Source organism: Leisingera sp. UBA4491 (assembly GCF_002388965.1).
GTDB classification, from domain to species: Bacteria; Pseudomonadota; Alphaproteobacteria; order Rhodobacterales; family Rhodobacteraceae; genus Leisingera; species Leisingera aquaemixtae.
Map to the genome: position 1 here is coordinate 211,631 of NZ_DGNN01000029.1, position 22,421 is coordinate 234,051.

The following is a 22,421-nucleotide window of genomic DNA, read 5'->3' on the forward strand; positions in this document are numbered from 1 at the left end:
TCTGCGGCTGCTAGGGGCTATTTCGAGAAAGGGCCGCGGCGTCAGACCGACGGGATCGGCCGGTTGTCCTGGACCCGGAACAGGTTCACCTTGCGGCGTTCCTCCTGCGGGGTGACGCCAAAGCTTTCGCGGTAGTGCTGCGACAGGGTGGAGGAGGTGGCGTAGCCCACCGCATTGGCGATCGAGGTGATCGAGTCGCGGGAATACATCACCAGCTGCCGCGCCGCATTCATCCGCAGGGTGCGGTAATAGATCGCCGGGCTTTGGCCGGTGGCGGCCTTGAAGCTGCGCTCCAGCTGGCGCGGCGAGACGCCGATTTCGCTGGCGGCATCGCGGATCGACACCGGATGCTCCAGATTGTCGGCAAAGAGTTCGACGGCCTTGGCGACCGGCGGCGGCAGGCTGTCGGCGGTGCTGTCGGTCTTGAAGGCGGGGATTTTCTGGCGCACGCCCTCGGCCCGGACCATCGGGTGCTGGAACCAGCAGGCGACTTCGGTCATCACTGCATCGCCCAGGGTCTGTTCAATCAGTTTCAGGGACAGATCGAACATCGCCGCAGCGCCGCTGGCGGTGAAGCGGCGGCGGTCCAGCACCATGACGTCGTCAACGGTGGCCAGCGACGGGAATTCGGCGGTGAAGGCGGCCTTGTAGCACCAGTGGACAGAGCAGCTGTGCCCGTCCAGCAGGCCGGAGCGGGCCAGCGGGAACACGCCGCCGGAGACCGCGCCCATCTTGGTGCCGTGGCGGGCCAGGTGGCGCAGCTTGCCGTTTGAGCCCTTGGGGTCCTCAAACTTGCCTTGCGGGCTGGACAGCAGGAACAGGGTGTCGATGTCTTCGGTCTGGTCCAGGGAGCAGTCGGGCTGGAACGCCACATTGGCGGAGGCATTCACGCTGGCGCCGGTTTCGGAGATCAGTTTCCATCGGAAGGTTTCGGTGCCGGCAATTTCATTTGCCGCCCGCAGGGGTTCGATGGCCGATGTCAGGCAGGCCATTGGAAAGCCGGGAAAAATCAGAAATCCGAGAGTCATGGTGTTGTCGCGCTGCATGGGGTTGATCTTAGCTTGCGAAAGGGGATTCGCACAGCAGCGAAAGGGTGCCCGCGCCGTACAGGAAGGGGAAAACGGCGCGGGCGGATCTGCTTAGTTTTGCAGATATGATTCCAGCGAGTCGTCCAGGGCGTCTTTCCACGGAGTGTGGTGCACGGGCGCCATGGTGCCGGTGATCACTGATTTGTAGGAGTTGTTGCGGAAGGCCATGATGTCCTGGGCCTTGTGCCCCTTCCATTCGTAGAAGGCCTGGCAGGCGCCGGCCACGTCGAAGGTCGGGTAGTCGGTCTCCTCGATCAGCTCCAGCACGTAATCGCCCTGGTATTTGATCGCGTATTTGACGTCGTCCGAGGCTTCTTCGCGCTCCTCGCGCTCTTTCACGTCGGCCAGCAGGGTGTCCTTGTCCGACGGGATTTCGATCTTGCCCATGATCGCGTCGCGGACCCACCAGGCCTGGGCGTCGAACATGTTGAAGGTGAACCACTGATCCTGCATGCCCAGATAGAACATCTTGGGGTTATGCACGTAGACCACGCCTTTATACAGGTCGGCGGCGGCCAGGCGGTTGGCGGTCTTCAGGCGCAGATCGTCCGGCAGGAAGTTGAAGAAGTGCTTGTAGCCGGTGCAGAGGATGATCGCGTCGACCTGCTTCTGGGTGCCGTCGACGAAGGTGGCGGTGTTGCCGCTGACGGATTCCAACGCCGGTTTTTCTTCCCAGTTGTCGGGCCATTTGAAGCCCATCGGCGCCGAGCGGTAGGAGGAGGTGACGGATTTGCAGCCGTATTTCCAGCACTGCGAGCCGATGTCTTCGGCAGAGTAGGAGGCGCCGAGGATCAGGATATCCTTGTCCTTGAACTCACGGGCGTCGCGGAAGTCGTGGGCGTGCAGCACGCGGCCGTTGAAGGTGTCGAAGCCGGGGTAGAACGGCACGTTCGGGGTCGAGAAATGGCCCGAGGCGCAGATCACGTGGTCGAAGTCTTCCTTATAGGTGCTGTCCTTGGCATGGTCGTGCACGGTGACGGTGAAATTGCCCTTGTCCTCGTTGTAGTCGACCCAGCGGATGGGAGAGTTGAAACGGATCCACTTGCGCACGCCGGCCTTCTTCACCCGGCCTTCGATATAGTCGAACAGCACGGCGCGCGGCGGGTAGGAGGCGATCTGCTTGCCGAAATGCTCCTCAAACGAATAGTCGGCAAACTCCAAGCCTTCCTTGGGGCCGTTCGACCACAGGTAGCGGTACATCGAGCAGTGCACCGGCTCGCCGTTTTCATCCAGGCCGGTGCGCCAGGTGTAGTTCCACAGGCCGCCCCAGTCGTCCTGCTTTTCAAAGCAGACGATCTCCGGAATCTCTTCGCCTTTGTTGGCGGCAGACTGGAATGCGCGCAGCTGGGCCAGGCCGGAGGGGCCGGCGCCGATGATGGCAATGCGTTTCTTGGTCATGTGGCTCTCCCATTGGTATGGACCAATATGTTTGTTTGGTTCTTTTGGTCTGATCCAATAAGGTCCAAAATTGCACCGCCGAGTCAACATATTTTCACGGAGGGAATACTATTTTTCCCTGATTGGACTGGCAGGGCGGAGATTTATCGTTAGGATTCAGAACATGAAGACGACGAGTTTTGCGCACCAGCTGGCCGCCCGCGCGGCGCTGCCCCGGTTGTCGGTGGGGATGACAGAATCAGTGAATATCGGCTTTTTGGGTCCGCTTTCGGGCCGGGTCGAGAGCTGGGGGCTGCCTGGATTGAACGGCTGTCGGATCTGGGAGGACGGTCTGAACAAGGCGGGCGGGCTGCTGATCGGCGGCCGCCGTTACCCGATCCGCATCCATTCTTACGACTGCGGCCATGACCCCGAACGCTCGCTGGAGGGCGCGGTGGAGCTGGTGCAGAAGCATAACGTCAAGCTGATGCTGATGCTGGGCGGGGACACCTTTGCGGCGGTGCGCGGCTTTCTGATGCGCAACAAGGTGCTGACATCGACCCTGCTGCCCACGGATCTGTCGCCGGACACGCCCTATCTGATTGCGCCCAGCGAGGCGCACCCGATCCAGAATGTGACCGGGGTGGCATGGCTGGCGGAAAACCGGCCGGAGCTGAAAACCGTCGCCCTGTGCAGCCAGGCCGATCTGCTGGGGCTGCCCGCGCAGGCCGTCTACCGCGCGGCGTTCAAGGCGGCGGACAAGCAGATCCTGCGGGAAGTGCAGTATGATCCGGCCGCCAGCGATCCGGCGCCGGTGGTGGACCCGATGCTGGAGAGCGGCGCCGATATCCTGTGCTGGTGCTCGTCCTATGCGCCGATGGTGCATGCGATGACGCAATACGCCTATGCCAAGGGGTTCAAGGGGCAGATCATCAGCTGCACCATGGATGGCTACGGCCAGCTGGTGGAGAAAACCTCAGCCGAATTCATGGAAGGGGTGGTGTTCCAGTTCCCGGATTTCGACGATCCAATGCTGCGGGAGAAGGCGTTTTTCTTCAACCGTCCGCATGTGTTCTATGAGGAGTACAACCGCCGCTTCCCGGGCAGCTGGTCCGCGGTGAGCTGGGAATATGTGGCGATCCTGGATATCTGGCACAGCGCGGTGGAAAAGGCGGGATCGGTTGAGCCGCTGTCGGTGCTGGCGGCGATGAAACAGCTGGGCCATGTCACCCATGCCTTCGGCCACGCGGAATGGTGGGGCGAGGATATCTTCGGCATTTCCAATGCTTTGGTCGGCGATTGGCCGGTGGTCACCATCCAGGACGGCAAGGCGCGGATCGCCGGGTTCAGGTCGATCCCTGCCTGGCTGGCACAGCACTCCAATCTGTTGAAGGCAGAGATGGAGGCGCTGGGGCAACTGTGGCATCAGCGTCTGGAAAGCGGCGCACCGGGCAGCCAGGTCGGCTCGCGCGCCGTGCAAGTCTGACGGGGTGGCTGGCGTGCCCGGCCGGGAGGCGCAGGGCGGCAGCGGCGCGGGGTCAGATATCCTGCAGCAGCAGCTTCTGTTCGTCGATCAGGTGCAGCTTGATGAATTCCACCGCGGATTCCACATCGCGTGAGGCGATGGCGTTGAACAGCGTGTTGTAGCGCTTCTGGTAGTCCTGAATCCGCTGCGGCGTCAGGTGGCGGCGGCGCAGGGCGGTGCGGTAGGACAGGCGGCAGGCCTCGATCGTCAGCTCGTAGCAGGAGTGCAGCAGCGGGTTCCCGGTGCCCTCGGCGATCTTGCGGTAGAGATCCTCCTCCGCCTCGATGAAGTCGCCGGGATCGGTGCGCACGGCCTCGACCCGTGACAGGATCTCATCCAGCTCCTCGATCTGGCGCGGTGTCATGTTGATCACCGCCAGGCGGATCATCTCCGGCTCCAGAATGCCGCGCACAACCAGGTGGTCGAGCGGCGACACTTCCTTGGCCAGCGAGGAATAGGAGGTTTCGGGCTTGGGGTCGGAGCGGAATTTGACAAAGCTGCCGGAGCCGGGGCGGCGGTGGATCACGTTCTGGCTGGCCAGAACATCCAGTGCTTCGCGCACGGTGTTGCGGGCAACCCCCAGTTCCGAGGCCAGCGTCCGTTCGGATGGCAGGCGGGTGTCGACCGGATAGGTGCCTGCCTTTATGCGGGCAAACAGCGTGTCGATCACCACCTGCACGGTGGCGCCCACCGAATGCGTGGTCAGGATTTGCGAAGTCGTCTCTTCCGCTGAGCTCATATCTGTTTTCCAGGCCGGACGAGCGGGAGAATCCCCTGCTCCTGATCACTGTGCCAAGGGTGCAAATACCGGTTTTGGCGGCCGGTGCGCAACCATCTGACTCAGCTTAAACTTGCTGTGAGCCTACCGGTTCCTGCGCCGGACGGCAAGAAAACAGAGGGAATTGGTTCTTAAATTGGTTTTCCGGCCGTGTTTTTAAGGTGAGGCGTAAGATCATGTTTTGATGCCGTTTTTGACGCGATTTTTGCCGTAAAGCGATCCATCCGGTCCTATTTTGGTGCCTTTTTGGTGTGCAAGGTGAAAGAAAATTTCTTGGAGGTGAACCATCTGGCTGCTAGCTTTGGTCCAGGATGGGTCCAATTTGCGTCAACTGGTCCAGTGGGTTTGAGCCGGTATCAGGGAAGCGCACCGGGGCCATCCCGAAGAACACACCGCCGCAGAAACAGGCGGGTCCAACATGGGAGATGAAAATGATTTCCAAGATCGTGAAATCGGGGCTGACCCGGAGGACGTTCCTCAAGTCGACAGCGGTCACCGCGATGAGCGCCGGGCTGCCGGGCGCGTCGCTGGCGGCGGGCAAGACCATCAAGATCGGCTTTCTGGCGCCGCTGACCGGCGCGGTTGCGGCCTGGGGCAAGCCGGGGCTGGACGGCTGCCAGATCTGGGCAGAGCGGGTCAACGCGGCGGGCGGCATCACGCTGGGCGACGGCAGTTACAGCGTCGAGTTCGTCTCCTACGACAATGAATACGATCCGGCCAAGGCGCGCACCGGGGCGACCAAGCTGATCCGCGAGGATGGTGTGAGCTTTATCATGATGCTGGGCGGCGACACCTGGCCGGGCGTGCAGCCGGTGGCGGACAAGACGGGGATGCTGTTTTCCACCCTGCTGCCGTCGGACCTGTCGCCAGACACCAGCACCCTGATCGCGCCGGCCGAGGTGCATCCGATCTACAACGTGACCGGTGTCGAGTGGCTGGCCGAGAACAAGCCGGAGCTGAAGACCGCGGTGATGTGCGCCCAGGATGACGCGCTGGGGCTGCCGTCCGTCGCGACCTATCTGGCGGCGTTTGAGGCGGCGGGCATCGAGATGCTGGATGAGCCGCTGCTGTTTGATCCGGCCACCACCGACTTTGCGCCGGTGGTGACCCGGCTGATCAGCAAGAGCCCGGATATTGTCTGCCTGGACACCTGCTACAGCGACTATGTGCATCCGATTGCCGAACAGCTGTTCCAGCAGGGCTTCAAGGGGCAGATCATCTCTTGCACCGCGGATTTCTATGACCAGATGATCGCCAAGACCTCAGAGGAATTCATGGAAGGCTTTGTCTTCCAGTTCCCGGATTTCGACGATCCGGCGCTGAATGGCGATAACATCAACTTCACCGATCCGAACGGCTTTTACGAGGAGTTCAACAGGCGGCATCCGGGCCAGTGGGGCGCGGTGAGCTGGGAATATGCCTCGATCATGGATCTGTGGAAGGCGGCCGCCGAAAAGGCCGGATCGGCCAGCCCGGATGCAGTGGCGGCTGCGCTGAAGGAGGGCAAGGGCAAACATGCCTTTGGCGATGCGGACTGGTGGGGCGCTGAGCTGTTTGGCATCGACAATGCGCTGGTCGGCGACTGGCCGGTGGTTGCCATCGAAAAGGGCAAGGCCCGGATCAAGGACTTCCGCTCCATCCCCGACTGGTACGCCAGGCACGGCGATCTGCTGATCAAGCATATGAAGGCCTATGACCAGATGTGGGATCAGCGCAGCTGACCTGCAAGCCGGGCCATCAGGCGGTGCGGGACCTGACCCCGCACCGCGAGAGCGACCGAACAAAGAGACAATCCGATGCTGGACCTTCTGGCGCAGACCGGCCTCAACGCCGTGTATGCTGCGAGCTATATTTCCCTTGTTGCTGTGGGGCTTGTGCTGATTTTTGGCGTCATGGGCGTGATCAACTTTGCCCATGGCGAACTGTTCATGGCGGGTGCCTATGCGATTGTGGCGCTTTATGCCGGGCTGAACGTGCCGTTCTTTCTGGCCGTGGCAGCGGGCCTTCTGTTTGTGGGCTGTCTGGGCCTTCTGATGGAGCGGGCCCTGTTTAGGCCTTTGAAGGATAATCCTCTGGGCGGGCTGGTGGCCTCGATCGGGTTCCTGATGATCCTGCAGGCGCTGGCGGTGATGGGGTTCGGCGTGCGGATGGTGCATATCCCGCCGGTCACGCAGGAGGTGATTGCCTTCAGCGATAAAGTGCGGCTGCCGGTGGCGCGGCTCTATGTGATCATTGCCGCAATCGCGCTGCTGTCGGCGCTGTGGTACTTCCTCAAGCGGACCAGGTTCGGCTGGGCACTGCGGGCCTCGGCGCAGGATCCTGAGGCGGCGGCGCTGCAGGGGATTTCGATCACCCAGACCGCGCGCATCGCGATGTTCATCGGTGCAGGGCTGGCGGGGATTGCCGGCGCACTTACGGCGCCGCTGGTCTCGGTCAATCCGCATATGGGGCATTCGGTGATCGTCACCGCGTTCATTGTGATCATCGTCGGCGGGGTCGGCTCGCTGGAGGGGGCCATCGTCGCCTCTGTCGCCTATGCGCTGGTGCATACCTTCGTGACCACCTTCTGGGACGGTGTTCTGGCCGACATCGTGGGTCTGTCGCTGATGCTGGTTGTGCTGATCGTCAAGCCGACCGGCCTGTTCGGGAGTGCGGACCGTGCCTAAGTTCCTGATCTGGACCGCGGCGCTGGCCGCGCTGGTTGCCCTGCCGCATGGCCTCAGTTTTTCGCAGCAGGAAATCCTGGTGTTCCTCACCATCAACGTGCTGCTGGTTGCCAGCTACCGGCTGCTGACGCTGACCGGTGAATGGTCGCTGGCCCATGTGGTGATCATGGGGGTGGGGGCCTATTCCTCGGCCTTGCTGACCAAGAAGCTGGGGGTCTATGTGCCGGTTTCGATGCTGCTGGGCGGAGTGATTGCGGCACTGATTGCAGTGCTGCTGTCGTTCCCGCTGTTCCGGATGAAAGGGTTCTATTTCCTGATCGGGTCGTTTGCCGCCGGTGAAATCATCCGCCTGCTGTGGAAGCGGTTCCGCGATCCGTTTGGCGGCGCCAAGGGCATCAAGGGGATCGACCCGATGCCGGATTTCTCAATCGGCTTTTACCAGTTCGATTTTTTCGAGCCCACGTCCTACTACTATTTTGCTGGTGTCATCGTTGCCTTCTGCCTGTGGATCCTGTGGCGGATCGAGAAGTCGCCCGTTGGCCTTACCTTCCATGCGGTTCATTGGCAGGACAAGCTGGCGCAGGCCTCGGGCGTGAATGTGCGCGCCTACCGGACGCTGGCCTTTGCCATCGCCTCGGGCTTTGCCGGGATCTCCGGCGCGCTGCTGGCGCATTATGTCGGCACCATCAATCCCAACGCGTTTGATATCGACCTGATGGTCTTTGTGCTGACCTGGGCGATTGTCGGCGGCACCGCCACCTTCTACGGGCCGATCCTGGGCTGCGTGGTGCTGACGGTGCTGAACGAGATCGTGCTGCGCGAGCTTGGGCTCGAGCAGATGCGGCCGCTGGTCTATGGCGCCATCATGATCCTGTCGATCCTGTTCCTGCCCAACGGTCTGGAAAGCATCGTGCAGAAATTCACTCAAAGACGCGCCCCGGACGGCGCGCGGGAACGGAGCCCGGCAGAATGACCGATTTTCTGGAAGTCAAAGACCTGACCATGCGGTTCGGCGGGCTGACGGCGGTGGACAGCCTGTCGTTCAAGGTGGCGCATGGCACGATCCACGGCCTGATCGGCCCAAACGGGGCCGGCAAGACCACGACGTTCAATATGATCTCGGGCTTCTACAAGCCAAGCGGCGGGCAGGTGCTGCTGCGCGGGGAGGATATCTCCGGCCTGCAGATGCATGAGGTGGCCCGGCGCGGGGTGGTGCGGACCTTCCAGCATTCAACGCTGTTTGCGGAACTGACGGTTCTGGAGAATGCGCTGGTCGGCACCCATATGCCGTTCCGCCCCAATATCTTTGCCGCGATCATCGGCTGGGACCGGGAGGACCGCAGCGGGGCTGAGGCGCGCGCCAGGGAGGCGCTGGAGTTCTTCGGCCTGGATCACTTGATGCGGGAACGGGCCGGGGACCTGAGCCACGGGCACCAGCGGGCGCTGGGCATGGCGGTGGCCTATGCCAGCCATCCGGACGTGATCCTGCTGGACGAGCCGTTTACCGGCATGAACCCGGAGGAAACCCGGCAGATGATGGGCCTGATGGAGCGGCTGAAGGGTGACGGGATCACCATCCTGATCGTGGAGCATGACATGCAGGCGATCATGGGGCTGTGCGACACCATCACCTGCATGAGCTTTGGCAAGTTCTTGGCCGAGGGCGGCCCGCAGGAGATCCGCAACCATCCGGCGGTGATCGAGGCCTATCTGGGAGGCGCACGCCATGTTGCTTGAGATGAAAAACATCGCCGTGAACTACGGCAAGATCAACGCGATCCGGAACATCTCGGTTGCGGTGCCAGAGGGCAAGATCGTCACCATCATCGGCGGCAACGGGGCGGGCAAGACCACCACGCTGCGGGCGATGTCGGGGATGCTGCCGGTCGCCGCGGGCGAGATCACATTCGAAGGCAAGCGGATCGACCATCTGCCCGCGCATAAGGTGGTGGCCAATGGCATTGCCCATGTGCCGGAGGGGCGGCGGGTCTTTCCGGATATGACGGTGGAGGAGAACCTGCGCACCGGGGCGTTCCTGCGCAAGGACAAAGCGGCGGTCGAGGCGGATCTGGCGGATGTCTTCAGGCGGTTCCCGCGCCTGCGCGAGCGGCGCGCGCAGATGGCCAAGACCATGTCAGGTGGCGAGCAGCAGATGCTGGCCATCGGGCGCGCGCTGATGTCCAAGCCGCGGCTGTTGCTGATGGATGAGCCGTCGATGGGCCTGGCGCCGGTCATCGTCGAGGAAATCGCCCGGATTATTGAGGAGATCAACGCAAACGGCCTGTCGGTGGTGCTGGTCGAGCAGAACGCCGAACTGGCCCTGGAACTGGCCGATTACGCCTATGTTCTGGAAACCGGAAATGCAGCAATGGAGGGGCCTGCAGATGAGCTTCACGGAAACGAACACGTCCGCGCCGCGTATCTGGGGCTTTAGGCCATTTGCAGAGCTGCGGGCCGCGCGCGCGGCGGGCTGGTCGCGGGCCGATCTGGCCTGGGAGCGGCTGATGGAACGGGCGCTGGCAGCGGCCGCGGCAGGGCGTTCGCGCCAAGCCATGCGCCTGTTCCGGCTGGCGGATCTGCTGGCGCGGGCGGCATTTCCGGCCGCGGATCTGCGCCGGGCCGCGGCGCCTGCCAATCTGGCGGTGCTGCACTTCCGGCGCGGTGCGCTGGCGGAGGCGGAGCGGCTGCAGGCGCGAGCCCTGCGGGTCTGGGCCGGAGCGGCAGAGCAGGTGGCGGCGATGCGGATTGCGCCGCGCAGCCGGTCGTCGCTGTTTCACCTGAGGATGGAGGCGCTGCACCGCGACACGTTCCACGCCAATCTGAAAACCCGTGTGGGGCGGATCGCGGCAGAGACCGGGGAAACGCTGCGCAACCTGACCTCGGGCCGGGCGGCGCTGCACCGGCACGCCAGCCGCTGGCGGGGCGAAAAGCCCACGGTGTTTGACGGCACCCGCAAAGTTCTGGGGGCCTGCCTGCTGCTGCTGGACGGCTGAGTTAAATCTGCGATTGTGCCGCATGGCGCTGGAACCCGGGCCGGATGGCCCGGGTTTTGCCGGTTGCGGCTATGCCGGCCGGTGCCCCGTGGCAACTATTTTCCCTCCGCACCCGGCAAGGGCTTGGGAAAAACCTGTAACGGCAGTAAAATAATTTTCGCGTGGTTTCTTGCGCCTGGAAAAGTTTTTGCGTATGCGCCGCTGCGCGCTTGTCAGAGGCCGTCAATAAGGAAGATAACACAGTGGCTAAACCCAAAGACGATACCGACGCAGTGGCAAATAACCTTTCCCAAGATCCGCACCGTGTCCGCGAGGGCTCCGAAAAAGTGCTGGAGGTGGCGATCGGCCGCGAAGTGCGGTCGTTCCGGCGCCAGCAGGGGATCACGGTGGCGGATCTGGCCAATCTGACCGGCTTGTCGATCGGGATGCTGTCGAAGATCGAGAACGGTAACACCTCTCCGTCGCTGACCACGCTGCAACTGCTGGCCAATGCGCTGAGCGTGCCGATCACCTCGTTCTTCCGCCGGTTTGAGGAAACCCGGGAAGCGGTGCACACCAAGTCGGGCGCGGGAGTGGAGACCGAGCGGGCCGGCACGCGGGCGGGGCATCAGTATCAGCTTCTGGGCCATCTTGGCGCCAATGCCTCCGGCGTGATGGTGGAGCCTTACATGATCACCCTGACCGAGGAGTCGGATGTCTTCCCGACCTTCCAGCATGACGGTATCGAGATGCTGTACATGCTGGAAGGTGAGGTGGATTACCGCCACGGCGACAAGGTGTTTGCGCTGAAGCCGGGCGACACGCTGTTTTTCGACGCCGATGCGCCGCACGGGCCGGAAAGCCTGGTCAAGCTGCCTGCGCGTTATCTGTCGGTCATTTCCTACCCGCAGTCGAGCTGAGATACCGGCGGGGCGGGCTCCCGCCTGTTCCGGGCGATCTGACGATGCCCCTGCACAGTTGGGCCCGGCGCCGCGCGATGCGCGGCGCAGTTGCGTTTTGCGGCAAGCCTTGCGGGGCCGCCCGCAGTGCGCGAAGCGCGCTGCCCGGCCCAACGCCGCGCAGGGGGCAGGCGCAGCCTGCCGTCTGATGCGGGGGCGGGAGGGCTTCGCGCACTGCGGGCAAAAAGAAACTGCCGGAGCCAGGGGCAGCGGCAGTCAGTGAAGCGGGCCTAGGTGACAGGGGTAGGGACGGCCCGCAAGTCCGCTCGGGATCAGTCGTCGTCGGGCCAGATGCCGTCCGAGGTCGGGCTGCCGTCGTCAAATTGCGAGAGCCACTCCACCATCAGCGGGCGGTTGTCGATGAAGCCCTTGTAGGTCGCCAGCTCCTCCGGCAGGTCGCGGATCACCCGGTGCAGGCGGCGGGCCCATTTCGGCACCGTCACCAGATCGTTGAAGCTGATCAGGTAGCAGCGGATCGGGAACACCAGCGCGTTGGAGCGCGGCAGCCGGAAGAAGGTCTGCAGCTCGACCCGCAGGTGCTGCTTGTCGCCGATGTTCTCCCTCGTCAGCCCTTGCTTCATCACGCCCCATTTGTGGTAGTTCTCGGGCGAGGTATCGAGCAGCGGGTTGACGGTCATCGTCCAGTTCAGGCGGCGGGCGGGCTGGCCCTGCTGGATGTTCAGGAGGAACTTCAGGGCGCGCACGAAGATACCCATCTCATGCGCCTTCGGGACCGGGGCGTGCCATTCGAAGAAGTTCATGCCGATATCGAAGTCCAGCGACCAGTCGGCCTGGGTGGTGACCATGCCGGCGTCCATCCACAGGTTGTCATCGCGCTGGTCGAGCACCGCAAAGTCGCCCTGGGTCTGGCGGGTGATATATTCCATCGGGCCGTAGGGCAGGGTGCTTTCATCGAGGAAGGTGAAGGTGTCGTCGATGCCCAGCGGCTTGTTGATCCAGCGCCAGCGGTTGCCGTCTTTATGCAGTTCGAACAGGTCCGGGTATTCGGCCGCCTTGGCCTCCATGATCAGCTCGACCAGATCCCAGCCCGCCAGCGTCATATGCGGCAGCGACTGGCAGCGCAGCGGGTCATTGGCCAGCACCCTGGCCCGGTCCTTCATTTCCGAGACGTAGTGTTCATCCACGTCGAAGGTGCGTTCGAATACCGAGCCGGGCCGGTAGGATTTGTGCGGCTCCATGTTCACGGAGTACATGTAGCTGTCTTCGTGGAACGGGAAGGGGAAGCGTTTGATTGCCCAGTCCGAGTTCTTGAAGGTGAAGTCGCCGTAGAAGGTTTCGTCGTTGAATTGAATGGTCATCTTTCTCTCCCTCAGCGGTCCAGAACCAGTGTCTTGCCTTCAAAGCGCGACACGCAGGGCATGATGTGTTTTCCGCCGGCTTTTTGCTCGTCGGTCAGCCAGTGGTCGTAGTGCAGGAACTTGCCGTCATAGCCGATGACATTGGTTTCGCACTGGCCGCAGGCGCCGCCGCGGCAGAGGTAGGGGGCGTCGATGCCGGCTGCTTCCAGCGCCTCCAGCAAGGACTGGTGTTCGCCGACTTGCACGATCTTGTTGGAGACCGCGCATTTGACCTCAAACGGTTTGCCGGAGGCCGGTGCCAGGAATTCCTCGGAGTGCACCGCCTCGCGCGGCCAGCCCATCTCCTCGGCGGTGGCATGCACCCAGTTGATCATGCCCTTGGGGCCGCAGACGTAGACATGGGTGCCCAGCGGCTGGTTGGCGAGCAGGGTGTTCAGATCAATCGCCTCGTTCTGGTCGTCATGGTAGATGTGGACCTTGCCGGGGTAGCGCTCTGAGAGCTCCCTGGCATATGTGCCGAGCGAGGCTGTGCGGACCGCGTAGTGCAGCTCGAAATGGCCGCCCATCATCGAGAGCTGATGCATTTGCGCCATGAATGGCGTGATGCCGATGCCGCCGGCCAGCATCAGGTGTTTCTTCGCGCGCAGGTCCAGCGAGAACAGGTTTACCGGGTTGGAGATCACCATCTCCATCCCCTCCTTGACCTTGGTGTGCATGAACCTGGAGCCGCCGCGGCCCTGATCGTCGCGCCGCACCGAGATGGTATAGGCGCCGCGGTCGGCTGGGTTGGACATCAGCGAATAGGCATTGAGCCGGGTGATATCGCCGTCCTGCATTTCCACCACGGTATGCGCCCCGCCCGAGAAAGTGGGCAGGTCGCCGCCGCCGGTGCGGACGAATTTGAAGCGGGTGACCAGATCGTTGACCGGTTTTACCTCGGCCACGGTGACATTCAGCTTTGCGGTGCCAGCACTCATTTGAACAGCTCCACTTTCTCGGGAATGTTGCCCGGATCCTCGGCATCCACCCGCACCCCCTGAAAGGCGGCCAGGCGGCGCGAGTAGTGATCGCGCACGAACAGGCTGAGGCCGCAGTGGCTGCATTCGAACGGGTCGGTGGTCACGTCCTCGGTGATGCCCTTGCAGTGCACGCACTGCATCCGCCGCGCGGTGGAGCCGCGGTGTTCGGTCTGGATCGCGGTGTGCGGGATGCCGGCCGCGGTGGCCTCGGCCATGGCCTGGCCCATCAGGCTTTCGGTGCCGGTCAGGTACACCTGGGTGCCCATGTGGCAATCCTGCAGGGCGCGGCGGATGCGGCCTTGCGCGGCCTCATAGGAGGGGCCGGCGTAGTACTGGCCCGCGCCCAGCTCTTCCAGCTGGCTGCTGTATTTGGTGCCGGTCGTCTTGGGGATGTAGATGATGTGAGCCTTGGCCCAGAAGCCCTGGTCCACGGATTTGGCCAGATCGAGGATCGCTTCGGCGCCTTCGGCATCGGCGATCATCAGATGGCCGCCGCCGGAGCGGGCCTCAAGCTCGCCGTAGACCGGGCGGCTGGTGATGGAAGGGGGAAATTGTGTCTTGGGCATGTGGGTCGCTTTTCCTGCAGTCCGGGTGAACGAAAGCAGGCGCCCCCGGTGCGGGGACGCCCGGTATTCGGCTCAGCCTTTTGCGGTCCGGCGTTTCTTTTCCGGATCGTGGAACGGCATTTCCGCTGCAACGCAGGGGATTTCGCCGGTGGAGTTCTTGACGGTCAGCGGCACGCCGGGTTCGGCGCAGTCGACCGGCATGCGGGCGATGCCCACATTGTGCTCGTTCAAGGGCGAGTACATGCCGATGGTGACCACGCCGACCTGCTTGCCGTCGCGCAGGAGCGGCGCACCTTCTTCGGCGGGCTCGGTGCCTTCCAGCTTGACGCCGTAGATCTTGAAACGCTCCTTGCCCTTCAGGCGGTAGTGCTCCTCGGCGCCGCGGAAGCCGGTCTTGCCCGGCGAGACGGTGAAGTCGAGGCCCAGTTCCCACAGCGTGTCGCCGCATTTCTCGTTCTCGAAGGGGTACATCTCCGAGTTGTCATAGGGGAAGAACAGCAGGTAGCTTTCGGCGCGCAACAGGTCGAGCGTGGTGAAGCGGGTCGGGATGATACCCATCGGCGCGCCCTTTTCGACCAGATTGTCCCAGATATGCGGCGCGTCCTGGCCGCGGCAGAAGATCTCATAGCCGCGCTCGCCAGTGTAGCCGGTGCGCGAAATGGTGACGGGCTTATCGAACAGGGTGGTGTGGATGTGGCTGAAGTAGACCACGTCGCGGATGCCGGGCACGCCCTGTTCTTCCAGGAAATCGACCGCCAGCGGCCCCTGCAGGGAGATGTCATGCAGGTTGTCGTCAAAGCGGATGTCGACGTCGCGGCCCTGCGCCGCCATGGTCAGCTGCTCGTGGCCCTGGCCGGAGCCGTGCACCACCATCCAGCTGTTCGGACCCATGCGGTAGATCACGCAGTCGTCGACGAATTTGCCGTCGTCGTTCAGCATGCAGGCATAGGTGCTGCGGCCGGGTTTGATCTTTTCCACGTTGCGGGTGGTAGCCCGGTCGATGACGTGGCTGGCGTGGGGGCCGACGATGTGGACCTTCTTCAGGCCGGACACGTCCATGAAGCCCGCCTTGGTGCGGATCGCCATGTATTCTTCCGTCTGGTCCTTGTCATAGGTCCAGGCGGTGCCCATGCCGCTCCAGTCTTCCAGGTCCGAGCCCATCGCCCGGTGGCGGTCAGCAAGGGTTGAGAAGCGCCAGGATGCAGTCATTGTCTAAGTCTCCCTATTGGTGCGGACCAAATTTGTTGATTTGGTTCCTTTGGTCTGGTCCAGTTAGCCAAGAGAGGGGGCGTTGTGTCAATGAATATTCCTATCAGGAAAAAGATTTTGCCTAAAAGGCCGATTCCCCATGGCTTTGCGGCATGGATTGGCCTGAAATGGTCTTTTTGGCGGCTAGCTTGGGGTTGCGGGGGCTGCCCGATGACCCGTTTCAAGTGAGAATCGGAGGCCTTCAGCGCCGGAGATTCGCGCGATTCCGCCGCAAACGGGCGTTCCGGCCAAACGTAGCCTGCTGTTCCGGGGCCGCCGGCGCGCGCAGGCGGCTGTGCGGGCTTCAGGCGTCGCCAAGGTGCCCTAAGCCGTTGGAGGCGCGGGCGAACAGAGGGCCGCCGGAACCGCCAGGAGAAACGCTTGAGAGCCGGGCAGGTTCCCTGCGAGTGAATAAACTTTCACATGATTGTTGACAGATTTGCGCCTCAGGACCCAATGTAAAGGAAAATAATATTCCCAAGAGGCAAAAATGCCCGGGAGCACTGCCAACAGGAGGGCAAAACATTGGATGGAAATCTGAACGCGTTAACAACCGTGTTCACCGAGTTCTATTACTGGGTGACGGTTGTCTTCATGTTCCTCATTCACGTGGGGTTCTGCATGTATGAGGTCGGCGCGAGCCGCCACCGCAACCACATGCACACACTGATGAAGAACATCATGATCATTCCGCTGGTCACGGTGACATTCTTCTTTTTCGGCTGGTGGATCTACTGGGCTTTTCCCAGCTTCCCGTTCTTCGGCGGCCTGAACTATGAGGCGGGCGCGGCGAACCTGCCGTGGTCGCAGAACATGGCCACCAACCTGTCCGACCGGATCACCGGCGTGTTCTGGGCAGCGTTCCTGCTGTTCTCCTGGACCGCCGCCTCGATCGTGTCCGGTGCGGTCATCGAACGGATCCGCTCCTCTGCCTTGTGGGTGCATGCGGTGATGATCGGATCGGTGTTCTGGATCATCGACGCCGCCTGGGGCTGGCATGCCGAGGGCTGGATGGTGAAATACCTGGGCTACCATGATGCCTATGCGTCCGGGGTGATCCACGCAATCGCTGGCGGTTACGCGCTGGGCGTGATCATGGTGCTGGGGCCGCGGCTGGGCAAGTTTGCCGCCGATGGCACCCCGCGCGATATCCCGCCGCATAACCCCTGGATGCTGACCATCGGGATCTTCCTGATCTATTCCGGTTTCTGGGGTTTTTACGCCGCGTGCAACATCCCTGTGATCTCGCCCGAAGGCATTGGCGGGATGCTGACCGGCGACACCTGGACGGCCACCAATATCTATCTGGCGCCGACCTCGCTGTCCGCGATCACCTTTAACTTCCTGATGTCGATGTCCGGCGGTTTGATGGCGGCCTATGTGGTGTCCAAGGGCGATGCGTTCTGGACCTTCTCCGGCGGTCTGGCGGGCATCATCACTGCCTCGGCGGGCAACGATCTGTATCACCCGATCCAGGCGATGCTGGTCGGCGCTGTTGGTGTCGTGATCGTCTACAAGCTGCATTACTGGGTGGAGCGCACCTTCAAGCTGGATGACGCGGTGGGCGCGGTTGCGGTGCATGGCTATTCCGGCGTTGTCGGCCTGATCATCGCGGGCTTCCTGCTGTGGGGCGCACCAAGCTCGCCTTATGAAGGTTTCGCCACGGTGAACCCGGTCGGCCAGGTCGTTGGCGCGGTGATCATGTTCGGGGTGCTGGGCTGGCTGCCGGGCTTCGTGATCGCCAAGATGCAGGCGGCCGCGGGCGTGCTGCGGATCCCGGTGGAGGTCGAGCTGCAGGGCCTCGATTACGCGGAACACCATGCCTACGAAGATGCCAAGGCCGAGATCATTGCCGCCGACAAGGCTGCACTGAATGGCGGCGGCGTTCCAGCTGAATAAGGAGAATTGAAATGTCTACGATCGGTTACGACAGCTGGGCGGTGGATCTGGCAGAGGTTGGGGCGGTCTATCCGTTCCAGGGCTCGGAGGGGCTGATGGTGGTCCTGGGGGTGGTCTTCTGGATCGCCTGGCACCGGATCCAGTTCGTCCGCGAGGGCCAGCATCTGGAGAAGGCCAAGCGGATGGGAGACACGGAAAAAATCCACAGTCTGCTGGAGAAGTACTGACCTTTCCAGACCAGAGGCGCGCCATGCGGCGCGCCTTTTCTTTCCTTCGTAGGAAAATAAGTTTCATAAGAGTTGAACGGCAGATCGCAAACTGCTAGCGTTGATTCGAGATGAAAAGCAGGAGGCACACCCATGTGCGGGATTGTCGGTCTTTTTCTGAAAGACAAAACACTTGAGCCGAAACTGGGCGATATGCTCACTGATATGCTCATCACCATGACGGACCGCGGTCCGGACAGCGCGGGCATTGCGATCTATGGCGCGGACGCGGACGGGCGGGCCAAGCTTACCGTGCAGTCCGACACGCCGGAAGCGGCGTTTGACGGGCTGGACGGCGCGCTGGCCGAAGCGCTGAGCGCCGATGTGTCGATCCGGGTGATCGACACGCACGCGGTTCTGGAATTGCCCGCGGGCAAGGAGGAAGAGGCCCGCAGCGCGCTGGCAGAACTGCGTCCCGGGATGCGCGTCATGAGCGCGGGCGACACCATCGAGATCTACAAGGAAGTGGGTCTGCCCGAGAAGGTTGCCGAGCGGTTCAACGTGCGCGGCATGGGCGGCAGCCACGGCATCGGCCACACCCGTATGGCCACCGAATCCGCCGTGACTACCGAGGGCGCGCACCCGTTCTCCACCGGTTCCGACCAGTGCCTGGTGCACAATGGTTCTCTGTCCAACCACAACGCGCTGCGCCGCAAGCTGCGCCGCGAAGGCGTGCGGATCGAAAGCCAGAACGACACCGAAGTGGGCGCGGCCTATCTGACCTGGAAGATGCAGAACGGCGCCACGCTGGGCGAGGCGCTGGAAGGCAGCCTGGAGGATCTGGATGGCTTCTTCACCTTTGTGGTCGGTACCAAGGACGGCTTTGGCGTCGTCCGCGACCCGATCGCCTGCAAGCCGGCCGTGATGGCGGAGACCGACCAGTATGTCGCGTTCGGCAGCGAATACCGCGCGCTGGTGAACCTGCCGGGCATCGAAGACGCCCGCGTCTGGGAGCCCGAACCCGCAACCGTTTACTTCTGGAACCACTAAGATGCAGACATATGATCTTGAAGCAAATGGCCTGCGCGGTCTGAATTCGGCCCTGCAGGAACTGAACGGCAGCTCCAACAAAACCGCCTGGGAGATCGTCAACCCCAAGGGCAGCCATGCCATTGCCGTGGGCCTGAACTCGCCCATTGAAGTCACCGTCAAGGGGTCCACCGGGTACTATTGCGCCGGCATGAACCAGCAGGCGACCGTCAAGGTGGAGGGGTCGGCCGGCCCCGGTGTTGCGGAAAACATGATGTCCGGCACCGTGATCGTCGAGGGCGACGCCAGCCAGTATGCCGGCGCCACCGGCCATGGCGGCCTCTTGGTGATCAAGGGCAATGCCTCGTCGCGCTGCGGCATCTCGATGAAGGGCATCGACATCGTTGTTCATGGCAACATCGGCCACATGTGCGCCTTCATGGCACAGGCGGGCAACCTGGTGGTGCTGGGCGATGCGGGCGATGCGCTGGGCGACAGCTGCTACGAGGCGCGGTTCTTTGTGCGCGGCAGCGTCAAGAGCCTGGGCGCCGACTGCATCGAGAAGGAAATGCGCCCGGAGCATATCGAGATCCTCAAGGATCTGCTGGCCCGCGCCGGCGCCGATGCCAAGCCGGAGGAGTTCAAGCGCTACGGTTCCGCCCGCACGCTCTACAACTTCGACGTCGACAACGCGCAAGCGTACTAAGGACAGGGATCACTAGACATGGATAGCAATAACATCCCCCGCACGGTCCCGATCCAGTCGGCGACTTTCTCAAATCCGATCAACGCGGAAATCCGACGCGCGGCGGCCACCGGGATCTACGACATCCGCGGCGGCGGCGCCAAGCGCCGGGTGCCGCATTTCGATGACCTGCTGTTCCTCGGCGCCTCGATCTCGCGCTACCCGCTGGAGGGCTACCGCGAGAAATGCGAAACCAAGGTGACGCTGGGCACCCGTTTCGCCAAGAAGCCGATTGAGCTGGACATCCCGGTCACCATCGCCGGCATGAGCTTTGGCGCGCTGTCGGGGCCGGCCAAGGAGGCCCTGGGCCGCGGCGCATCCGCTGCGGGCACCTCGACCACCACCGGCGACGGCGGCATGACCCCGGAAGAGCGCGGCCATTCCTCCAAGCTGGTCTATCAGTATCTGCCGTCCCGCTACGGCATGAACCCGGACGACCTGCGCAAGGCGGACGCGATCGAGGTCGTGGTCGGCCAGGGCGCCAAGCCCGGCGGCGGCGGCATGCTGCTGGGCCAGAAGATTTCCGACCGGGTTGCGGAAATGCGCACTCTGCCGAAAGGCATCGACCAGCGTTCCGCCTGCCGCCACCCGGACTGGACCGGCCCGGATGATCTGGAAATCAAGATCCTGGAACTGCGTGAGATCACCGACTGGCAGGTGCCGATCTATGTGAAGGTCGGCGGCACCCGACCCTACTACGACACTGCTTTGGCGGTGAAGGCCGGCGCGGACGTTGTGGTGCTGGACGGCATGCAGGGCGGCACCGCCGCCACCCAGGACGTGTTCATCGAACATGTCGGCCTGCCGACCCTGGCTTGCATCCGCCCTGCCGTGCAGGCGCTGCAGGATCTGGGCGTGCACCGCGAAGTGCAGCTGATCGTCTCCGGCGGCATCCGCACCGGCGCCGATGTGGCCAAGGCAATGGCGCTGGGCGCGGACGCGGTGGCGATCGGCACCGCGGCGCTGATCGCGCTGGGCGACAACGACCCGAAGTGGGAAAGCGAGTACCAGAAACTGGGCACCACCACTGGCGCCTATGACGACTGGCACGAAGGCAAGGATCCGGCGGGCATTACCACCCAGGACCCGGAGCTGATGAAGCGCCTGGACCCGGTCGATGCGGGCCGCCGCCTGCGCAACTACCTCAAGGTGATGACGCTGGAAGCGCAGACCATCGCCCGCGCCTGCGGCCACAACCATCTGCACAACCTCGAGCCCGAGGATCTGTGCGCCCTGACCATGGAGGCCGCCGCCATGGCGCGGGTGCCGCTGGCCGGGACCGACTGGTACCCGGGCAAGGCTGGGTTCTGACGATTGGCGGGGCGCGGCTGGCAACAGTCCGCGCCCCATTTTCGAAATACGTTCAACAGGGAAAGGAAGTAGGACCATGACGACAGATCTGGCTGCTTTCGCACAAGAAAAAGGCGTCAAGTACTTCATGATCTCCTTCACCGACTTGTTCGGGGGGCAGCGCGCTAAACTGGTGCCGGCGCAGGCGATCGCGGATATGCAGGAAGACGGGGCCGGCTTTGCCGGTTTTGCCACCTGGCTTGACCTGACGCCCGCACATCCGGACATGCTGGCAGTGCCGGATCCCTCCTCGGTGATCCAGCTGCCATGGAAGCCGGAGGTCGCCTGGGTAGCGGCGGACTGCGTGATGGAAGGCGAGGACGTGGCCCAGGCGCCGCGCAATGTGCTGCGCCGCCTGATCAAGGAGGCCGCGGACGAAGGCCTGCACGTTAAGACCGGCATCGAGGCCGAGTTCTTCCTGCTGTCGCCGGACGGGGAGCAGATCTCCGACCCCTTCGATACGGCTGAAAAACCCTGCTATGACCAGCAGGCGGTGATGCGCCGCTATGACGTGGTGCGCGAAATCTGCGACTATATGCTGGAGCTGGGGTGGGGCCCGTACCAGAACGACCATGAGGACGCCAACGGCCAGTTCGAGATGAACTGGGAGTTCGACGATGCGCTGTCGACCGCGGACAAGCACAGCTTCTTCAAGTTCATGACCAAATCGGTGGCGGAAAAGCACGGCTACCGCGCGACCTTTATGCCGAAGCCGGTCGAGGGCCTCACCGGCAACGGCTGCCACGCCCATATCTCGGTCTGGGACGCGCCGGGCAAGGATGCCCGGGTCAACGTCTTCGCCGGTGAGAAGGGTACGGGCCAGGTTGCCGAACTGGGTCTGTCGGAGCAGGGCGGCTGGTTCCTGGGCGGCATCATGAAGCACGCCTCGGCGCTGGCGGCAATCACTAACCCGACAGTGAACTCCTACAAGCGCATCAACGCGCCGCGCACCATGTCGGGGGCCACCTGGGCGCCGAACACCGTGACTTGGACCGGCAACAACCGCACCCATATGGTGCGCGTCCCCGGCCCCGGCCGGTTCGAGCTGCGCCTGCCCGACGGTGCGGTGAACCCCTACCTGCTGCAGGCGGTGATCATCGCGGCCGGTCTCTCCGGCATCCGCGCCCAGGCCGACCCCGGCCCGCGCCATGACATCGACATGTATGCCGAAGGCCATACCATCACCGACGCGCCGAAGCTGCCGCTCAACATGCTGGATGCGCTGCGCTTCTACGACAAGGACGACGGCCTGAAGGCGATGATGGGCGAAGAGTTCTCGGCCGCTTACCTGAAGATGAAACAGCAGGAGTGGAACTCCTTCGTCAATCATTTCTCCCGCTGGGAGAAGGACAACACCCTCGACATCTGATTCCCCGGTCTGGCCTGCGGGCCGGACCTCTACGGCCCGGGCAATGCCCGGGCCCTTTTTATTTGCGGCAGCGCCTGCCGCATATGCGCCGTGTTCACTTGGGGTGAAATTCTGCCTGTTTCCTATTGGCGGCGGAAAGGCAGAAAATGCCGGGTCTGGCCCCGGAAAGGGGACAAGAGGGTGTTGACGGTTAGGAAAATAAATTGAGTAATAGGAATATGTCTTGCCTCGCAATCAAAGATTGCTGCGGGGCGTGACCCGGAACGGATGGCAGCAGGGAGATGGCCATGAGCTACAAGAGTGACA

The 22,421-nt window shown here is 62.9% G+C and carries 21 protein-coding genes; 14 read left to right on the forward strand and 7 right to left on the reverse strand.

From position 1 onward, the window contains the following. Positions 1 to 41: 41 nt before the first annotated feature. Positions 42 to 1,046, reverse strand: a complete 1,005-nt coding sequence (locus B2P87_RS18700; protein ID WP_141891912.1) for a GlxA family transcriptional regulator — start codon at positions 1,044 to 1,046, stop codon at positions 42 to 44. 93 nt (positions 1,047 to 1,139) lie between these two features. Then, complete coding sequence (locus B2P87_RS18705; protein ID WP_058285440.1) at positions 1,140 to 2,486, reverse strand: NAD(P)-binding domain-containing protein; 1,347 nt, start codon at positions 2,484 to 2,486, stop codon at positions 1,140 to 1,142. A gap of 163 nt (positions 2,487 to 2,649) precedes the next feature. Between B2P87_RS18705 and B2P87_RS18710 the strand changes: the two genes are divergently transcribed. Further along, a complete protein-coding gene (locus B2P87_RS18710) occupies positions 2,650 to 3,951 on the forward strand; it encodes an ABC transporter substrate-binding protein (RefSeq protein WP_058285441.1) in 1,302 nt (433 codons plus the stop codon). A gap of 52 nt (positions 3,952 to 4,003) precedes the next feature. Here the strand turns inward: B2P87_RS18710 and B2P87_RS18715 are convergent, their stop codons facing one another. Beyond that, the gene (locus B2P87_RS18715; RefSeq protein WP_058285442.1) at positions 4,004 to 4,729 is read right to left on the reverse strand and encodes a FadR/GntR family transcriptional regulator; all 726 of its coding nucleotides are present in this window, start codon (positions 4,727 to 4,729) and stop codon (positions 4,004 to 4,006) included. 470 nt (positions 4,730 to 5,199) lie between these two features. Between B2P87_RS18715 and B2P87_RS18720 the strand changes: the two genes are divergently transcribed. The 7 genes from B2P87_RS18720 (at position 5,200) to B2P87_RS18750 (ending at position 11,326) form a co-directional block, all read left to right on the forward strand. After that, a complete protein-coding gene (locus B2P87_RS18720; RefSeq protein ID WP_141891913.1) occupies positions 5,200 to 6,489 on the forward strand; it encodes an ABC transporter substrate-binding protein in 1,290 nt (429 codons plus the stop codon). Between the two features lie 75 nt (positions 6,490 to 6,564). Further along, the gene (locus B2P87_RS18725) at positions 6,565 to 7,434 is read left to right on the forward strand and encodes a branched-chain amino acid ABC transporter permease (RefSeq protein ID WP_141891914.1); all 870 of its coding nucleotides are present in this window, start codon (positions 6,565 to 6,567) and stop codon (positions 7,432 to 7,434) included. Further along, positions 7,427 to 8,407: a branched-chain amino acid ABC transporter permease gene (locus B2P87_RS18730; protein WP_141891915.1), complete on the forward strand. Its 981-nt coding sequence runs from the start codon at positions 7,427 to 7,429 to the stop codon at positions 8,405 to 8,407. The genes B2P87_RS18725 and B2P87_RS18730 overlap by 8 nt, the downstream gene beginning before the upstream one ends. After that, a complete protein-coding gene (locus B2P87_RS18735) occupies positions 8,404 to 9,171 on the forward strand; it encodes an ABC transporter ATP-binding protein (RefSeq protein WP_141891916.1) in 768 nt (255 codons plus the stop codon). Before B2P87_RS18730 ends, B2P87_RS18735 begins: the two co-directional genes overlap by 4 nt. Beyond that, positions 9,161 to 9,868, forward strand: a complete 708-nt coding sequence (locus B2P87_RS18740) for an ABC transporter ATP-binding protein (RefSeq protein WP_141891917.1) — start codon at positions 9,161 to 9,163, stop codon at positions 9,866 to 9,868. The genes B2P87_RS18735 and B2P87_RS18740 overlap by 11 nt, the downstream gene beginning before the upstream one ends. After that, complete coding sequence (locus tag B2P87_RS18745; protein ID WP_141891918.1) at positions 9,819 to 10,427, forward strand: tetratricopeptide repeat-containing protein; 609 nt, start codon at positions 9,819 to 9,821, stop codon at positions 10,425 to 10,427. The genes B2P87_RS18740 and B2P87_RS18745 overlap by 50 nt, the downstream gene beginning before the upstream one ends. A gap of 242 nt (positions 10,428 to 10,669) precedes the next feature. After that, on the forward strand, positions 10,670 to 11,326 hold the full coding sequence (locus B2P87_RS18750; protein WP_141891919.1) for a helix-turn-helix domain-containing protein: 657 nt from the start codon (positions 10,670 to 10,672) through the stop codon (positions 11,324 to 11,326). Between the two features lie 311 nt (positions 11,327 to 11,637). Here the strand turns inward: B2P87_RS18750 and B2P87_RS18755 are convergent, their stop codons facing one another. The 4 genes from B2P87_RS18755 to B2P87_RS18770 form a co-directional block, all read right to left on the reverse strand. Further along, a complete protein-coding gene (locus tag B2P87_RS18755) occupies positions 11,638 to 12,684 on the reverse strand; it encodes a heme-dependent oxidative N-demethylase family protein (RefSeq protein WP_141891920.1) in 1,047 nt (348 codons plus the stop codon). Between the two features lie 11 nt (positions 12,685 to 12,695). After that, on the reverse strand, positions 12,696 to 13,661 hold the full coding sequence (locus B2P87_RS18760) for a PDR/VanB family oxidoreductase (RefSeq protein WP_058285449.1): 966 nt from the start codon (positions 13,659 to 13,661) through the stop codon (positions 12,696 to 12,698). Continuing rightward, positions 13,658 to 14,269: a dimethylamine monooxygenase subunit DmmA family protein gene (locus B2P87_RS18765; protein WP_058285450.1), complete on the reverse strand. Its 612-nt coding sequence runs from the start codon at positions 14,267 to 14,269 to the stop codon at positions 13,658 to 13,660. Before B2P87_RS18765 ends, B2P87_RS18760 begins: the two co-directional genes overlap by 4 nt. 72 nt (positions 14,270 to 14,341) lie before the next feature. Next, complete coding sequence (locus tag B2P87_RS18770) at positions 14,342 to 15,478, reverse strand: aminomethyltransferase family protein (RefSeq protein WP_141891921.1); 1,137 nt, start codon at positions 15,476 to 15,478, stop codon at positions 14,342 to 14,344. A 564-nt stretch (positions 15,479 to 16,042) separates the two neighbouring features. On the opposite strand from B2P87_RS18770, the gene B2P87_RS18775 reads away from it, so the two are divergent. The 6 genes from B2P87_RS18775 (at position 16,043) to glnT (ending at position 22,115) form a co-directional block, all read left to right on the forward strand. Next, the gene (locus B2P87_RS18775) at positions 16,043 to 17,416 is read left to right on the forward strand and encodes an ammonium transporter (RefSeq protein WP_058285452.1); all 1,374 of its coding nucleotides are present in this window, start codon (positions 16,043 to 16,045) and stop codon (positions 17,414 to 17,416) included. Between the two features lie 11 nt (positions 17,417 to 17,427). After that, positions 17,428 to 17,643 carry a hypothetical protein gene (locus B2P87_RS18780; protein ID WP_058285453.1) on the forward strand — a complete coding sequence of 72 codons (216 nt, stop codon included), beginning with the start codon at positions 17,428 to 17,430 and terminating at the stop codon, positions 17,641 to 17,643. Between the two features lie 132 nt (positions 17,644 to 17,775). Continuing rightward, complete coding sequence (locus tag B2P87_RS18785) at positions 17,776 to 18,672, forward strand: class II glutamine amidotransferase (RefSeq protein WP_141891922.1); 897 nt, start codon at positions 17,776 to 17,778, stop codon at positions 18,670 to 18,672. 1 nt (position 18,673) lies between these two features. Continuing rightward, positions 18,674 to 19,357, forward strand: coding sequence for a GXGXG domain-containing protein (locus B2P87_RS18790; protein WP_141891923.1), 684 nt, complete (start codon positions 18,674 to 18,676; stop codon positions 19,355 to 19,357). Between the two features lie 18 nt (positions 19,358 to 19,375). Then, positions 19,376 to 20,707 (forward strand): FMN-binding glutamate synthase family protein, encoded by a 1,332-nt coding sequence (locus B2P87_RS18795; RefSeq protein WP_141891924.1) that lies wholly within the window; start codon positions 19,376 to 19,378, stop codon positions 20,705 to 20,707. Positions 20,708 to 20,783: 76 nt separating this feature from the next. Further along, on the forward strand, positions 20,784 to 22,115 hold the full coding sequence (gene glnT, locus B2P87_RS18800; protein ID WP_141891925.1) for a type III glutamate--ammonia ligase: 1,332 nt from the start codon (positions 20,784 to 20,786) through the stop codon (positions 22,113 to 22,115). Positions 22,116 to 22,421: the final 306 nt, after the last annotated feature.

What these genes read in the sequence shown, in the direction of transcription:
- B2P87_RS18700 (WP_141891912.1), bottom strand. Translation starts at nt 1,046, where the DNA reads ATGCAGCGCGACAACACCATGACTCTCGGATTTCTGATTTTTCCCGGC.
- B2P87_RS18705 (WP_058285440.1), bottom strand. Translation starts at nt 2,486, where the DNA reads ATGACCAAGAAACGCATTGCCATCATCGGCGCCGGCCCCTCCGGCCTG.
- B2P87_RS18710 (WP_058285441.1), top strand. Translation starts at nt 2,650, where the DNA reads ATGAAGACGACGAGTTTTGCGCACCAGCTGGCCGCCCGCGCGGCGCTG.
- B2P87_RS18715 (WP_058285442.1), bottom strand. Translation starts at nt 4,729, where the DNA reads ATGAGCTCAGCGGAAGAGACGACTTCGCAAATCCTGACCACGCATTCG.
- B2P87_RS18720 (WP_141891913.1), top strand. Translation starts at nt 5,200, where the DNA reads ATGATTTCCAAGATCGTGAAATCGGGGCTGACCCGGAGGACGTTCCTC.
- B2P87_RS18725 (WP_141891914.1), top strand. Translation starts at nt 6,565, where the DNA reads ATGCTGGACCTTCTGGCGCAGACCGGCCTCAACGCCGTGTATGCTGCG.
- B2P87_RS18735 (WP_141891916.1), top strand. Translation starts at nt 8,404, where the DNA reads ATGACCGATTTTCTGGAAGTCAAAGACCTGACCATGCGGTTCGGCGGG.
- B2P87_RS18740 (WP_141891917.1), top strand. Translation starts at nt 9,161, where the DNA reads ATGTTGCTTGAGATGAAAAACATCGCCGTGAACTACGGCAAGATCAAC.
- B2P87_RS18745 (WP_141891918.1), top strand. Translation starts at nt 9,819, where the DNA reads ATGAGCTTCACGGAAACGAACACGTCCGCGCCGCGTATCTGGGGCTTT.
- B2P87_RS18755 (WP_141891920.1), bottom strand. Translation starts at nt 12,684, where the DNA reads ATGACCATTCAATTCAACGACGAAACCTTCTACGGCGACTTCACCTTC.
- B2P87_RS18760 (WP_058285449.1), bottom strand. Translation starts at nt 13,661, where the DNA reads ATGAGTGCTGGCACCGCAAAGCTGAATGTCACCGTGGCCGAGGTAAAA.
- B2P87_RS18765 (WP_058285450.1), bottom strand. Translation starts at nt 14,269, where the DNA reads ATGCCCAAGACACAATTTCCCCCTTCCATCACCAGCCGCCCGGTCTAC.
- B2P87_RS18770 (WP_141891921.1), bottom strand. Translation starts at nt 15,478, where the DNA reads ATGACTGCATCCTGGCGCTTCTCAACCCTTGCTGACCGCCACCGGGCG.
- B2P87_RS18780 (WP_058285453.1), top strand. Translation starts at nt 17,428, where the DNA reads ATGTCTACGATCGGTTACGACAGCTGGGCGGTGGATCTGGCAGAGGTT.
- B2P87_RS18785 (WP_141891922.1), top strand. Translation starts at nt 17,776, where the DNA reads ATGTGCGGGATTGTCGGTCTTTTTCTGAAAGACAAAACACTTGAGCCG.
- B2P87_RS18790 (WP_141891923.1), top strand. Translation starts at nt 18,674, where the DNA reads ATGCAGACATATGATCTTGAAGCAAATGGCCTGCGCGGTCTGAATTCG.
- B2P87_RS18795 (WP_141891924.1), top strand. Translation starts at nt 19,376, where the DNA reads ATGGATAGCAATAACATCCCCCGCACGGTCCCGATCCAGTCGGCGACT.
- glnT (WP_141891925.1), top strand. Translation starts at nt 20,784, where the DNA reads ATGACGACAGATCTGGCTGCTTTCGCACAAGAAAAAGGCGTCAAGTAC.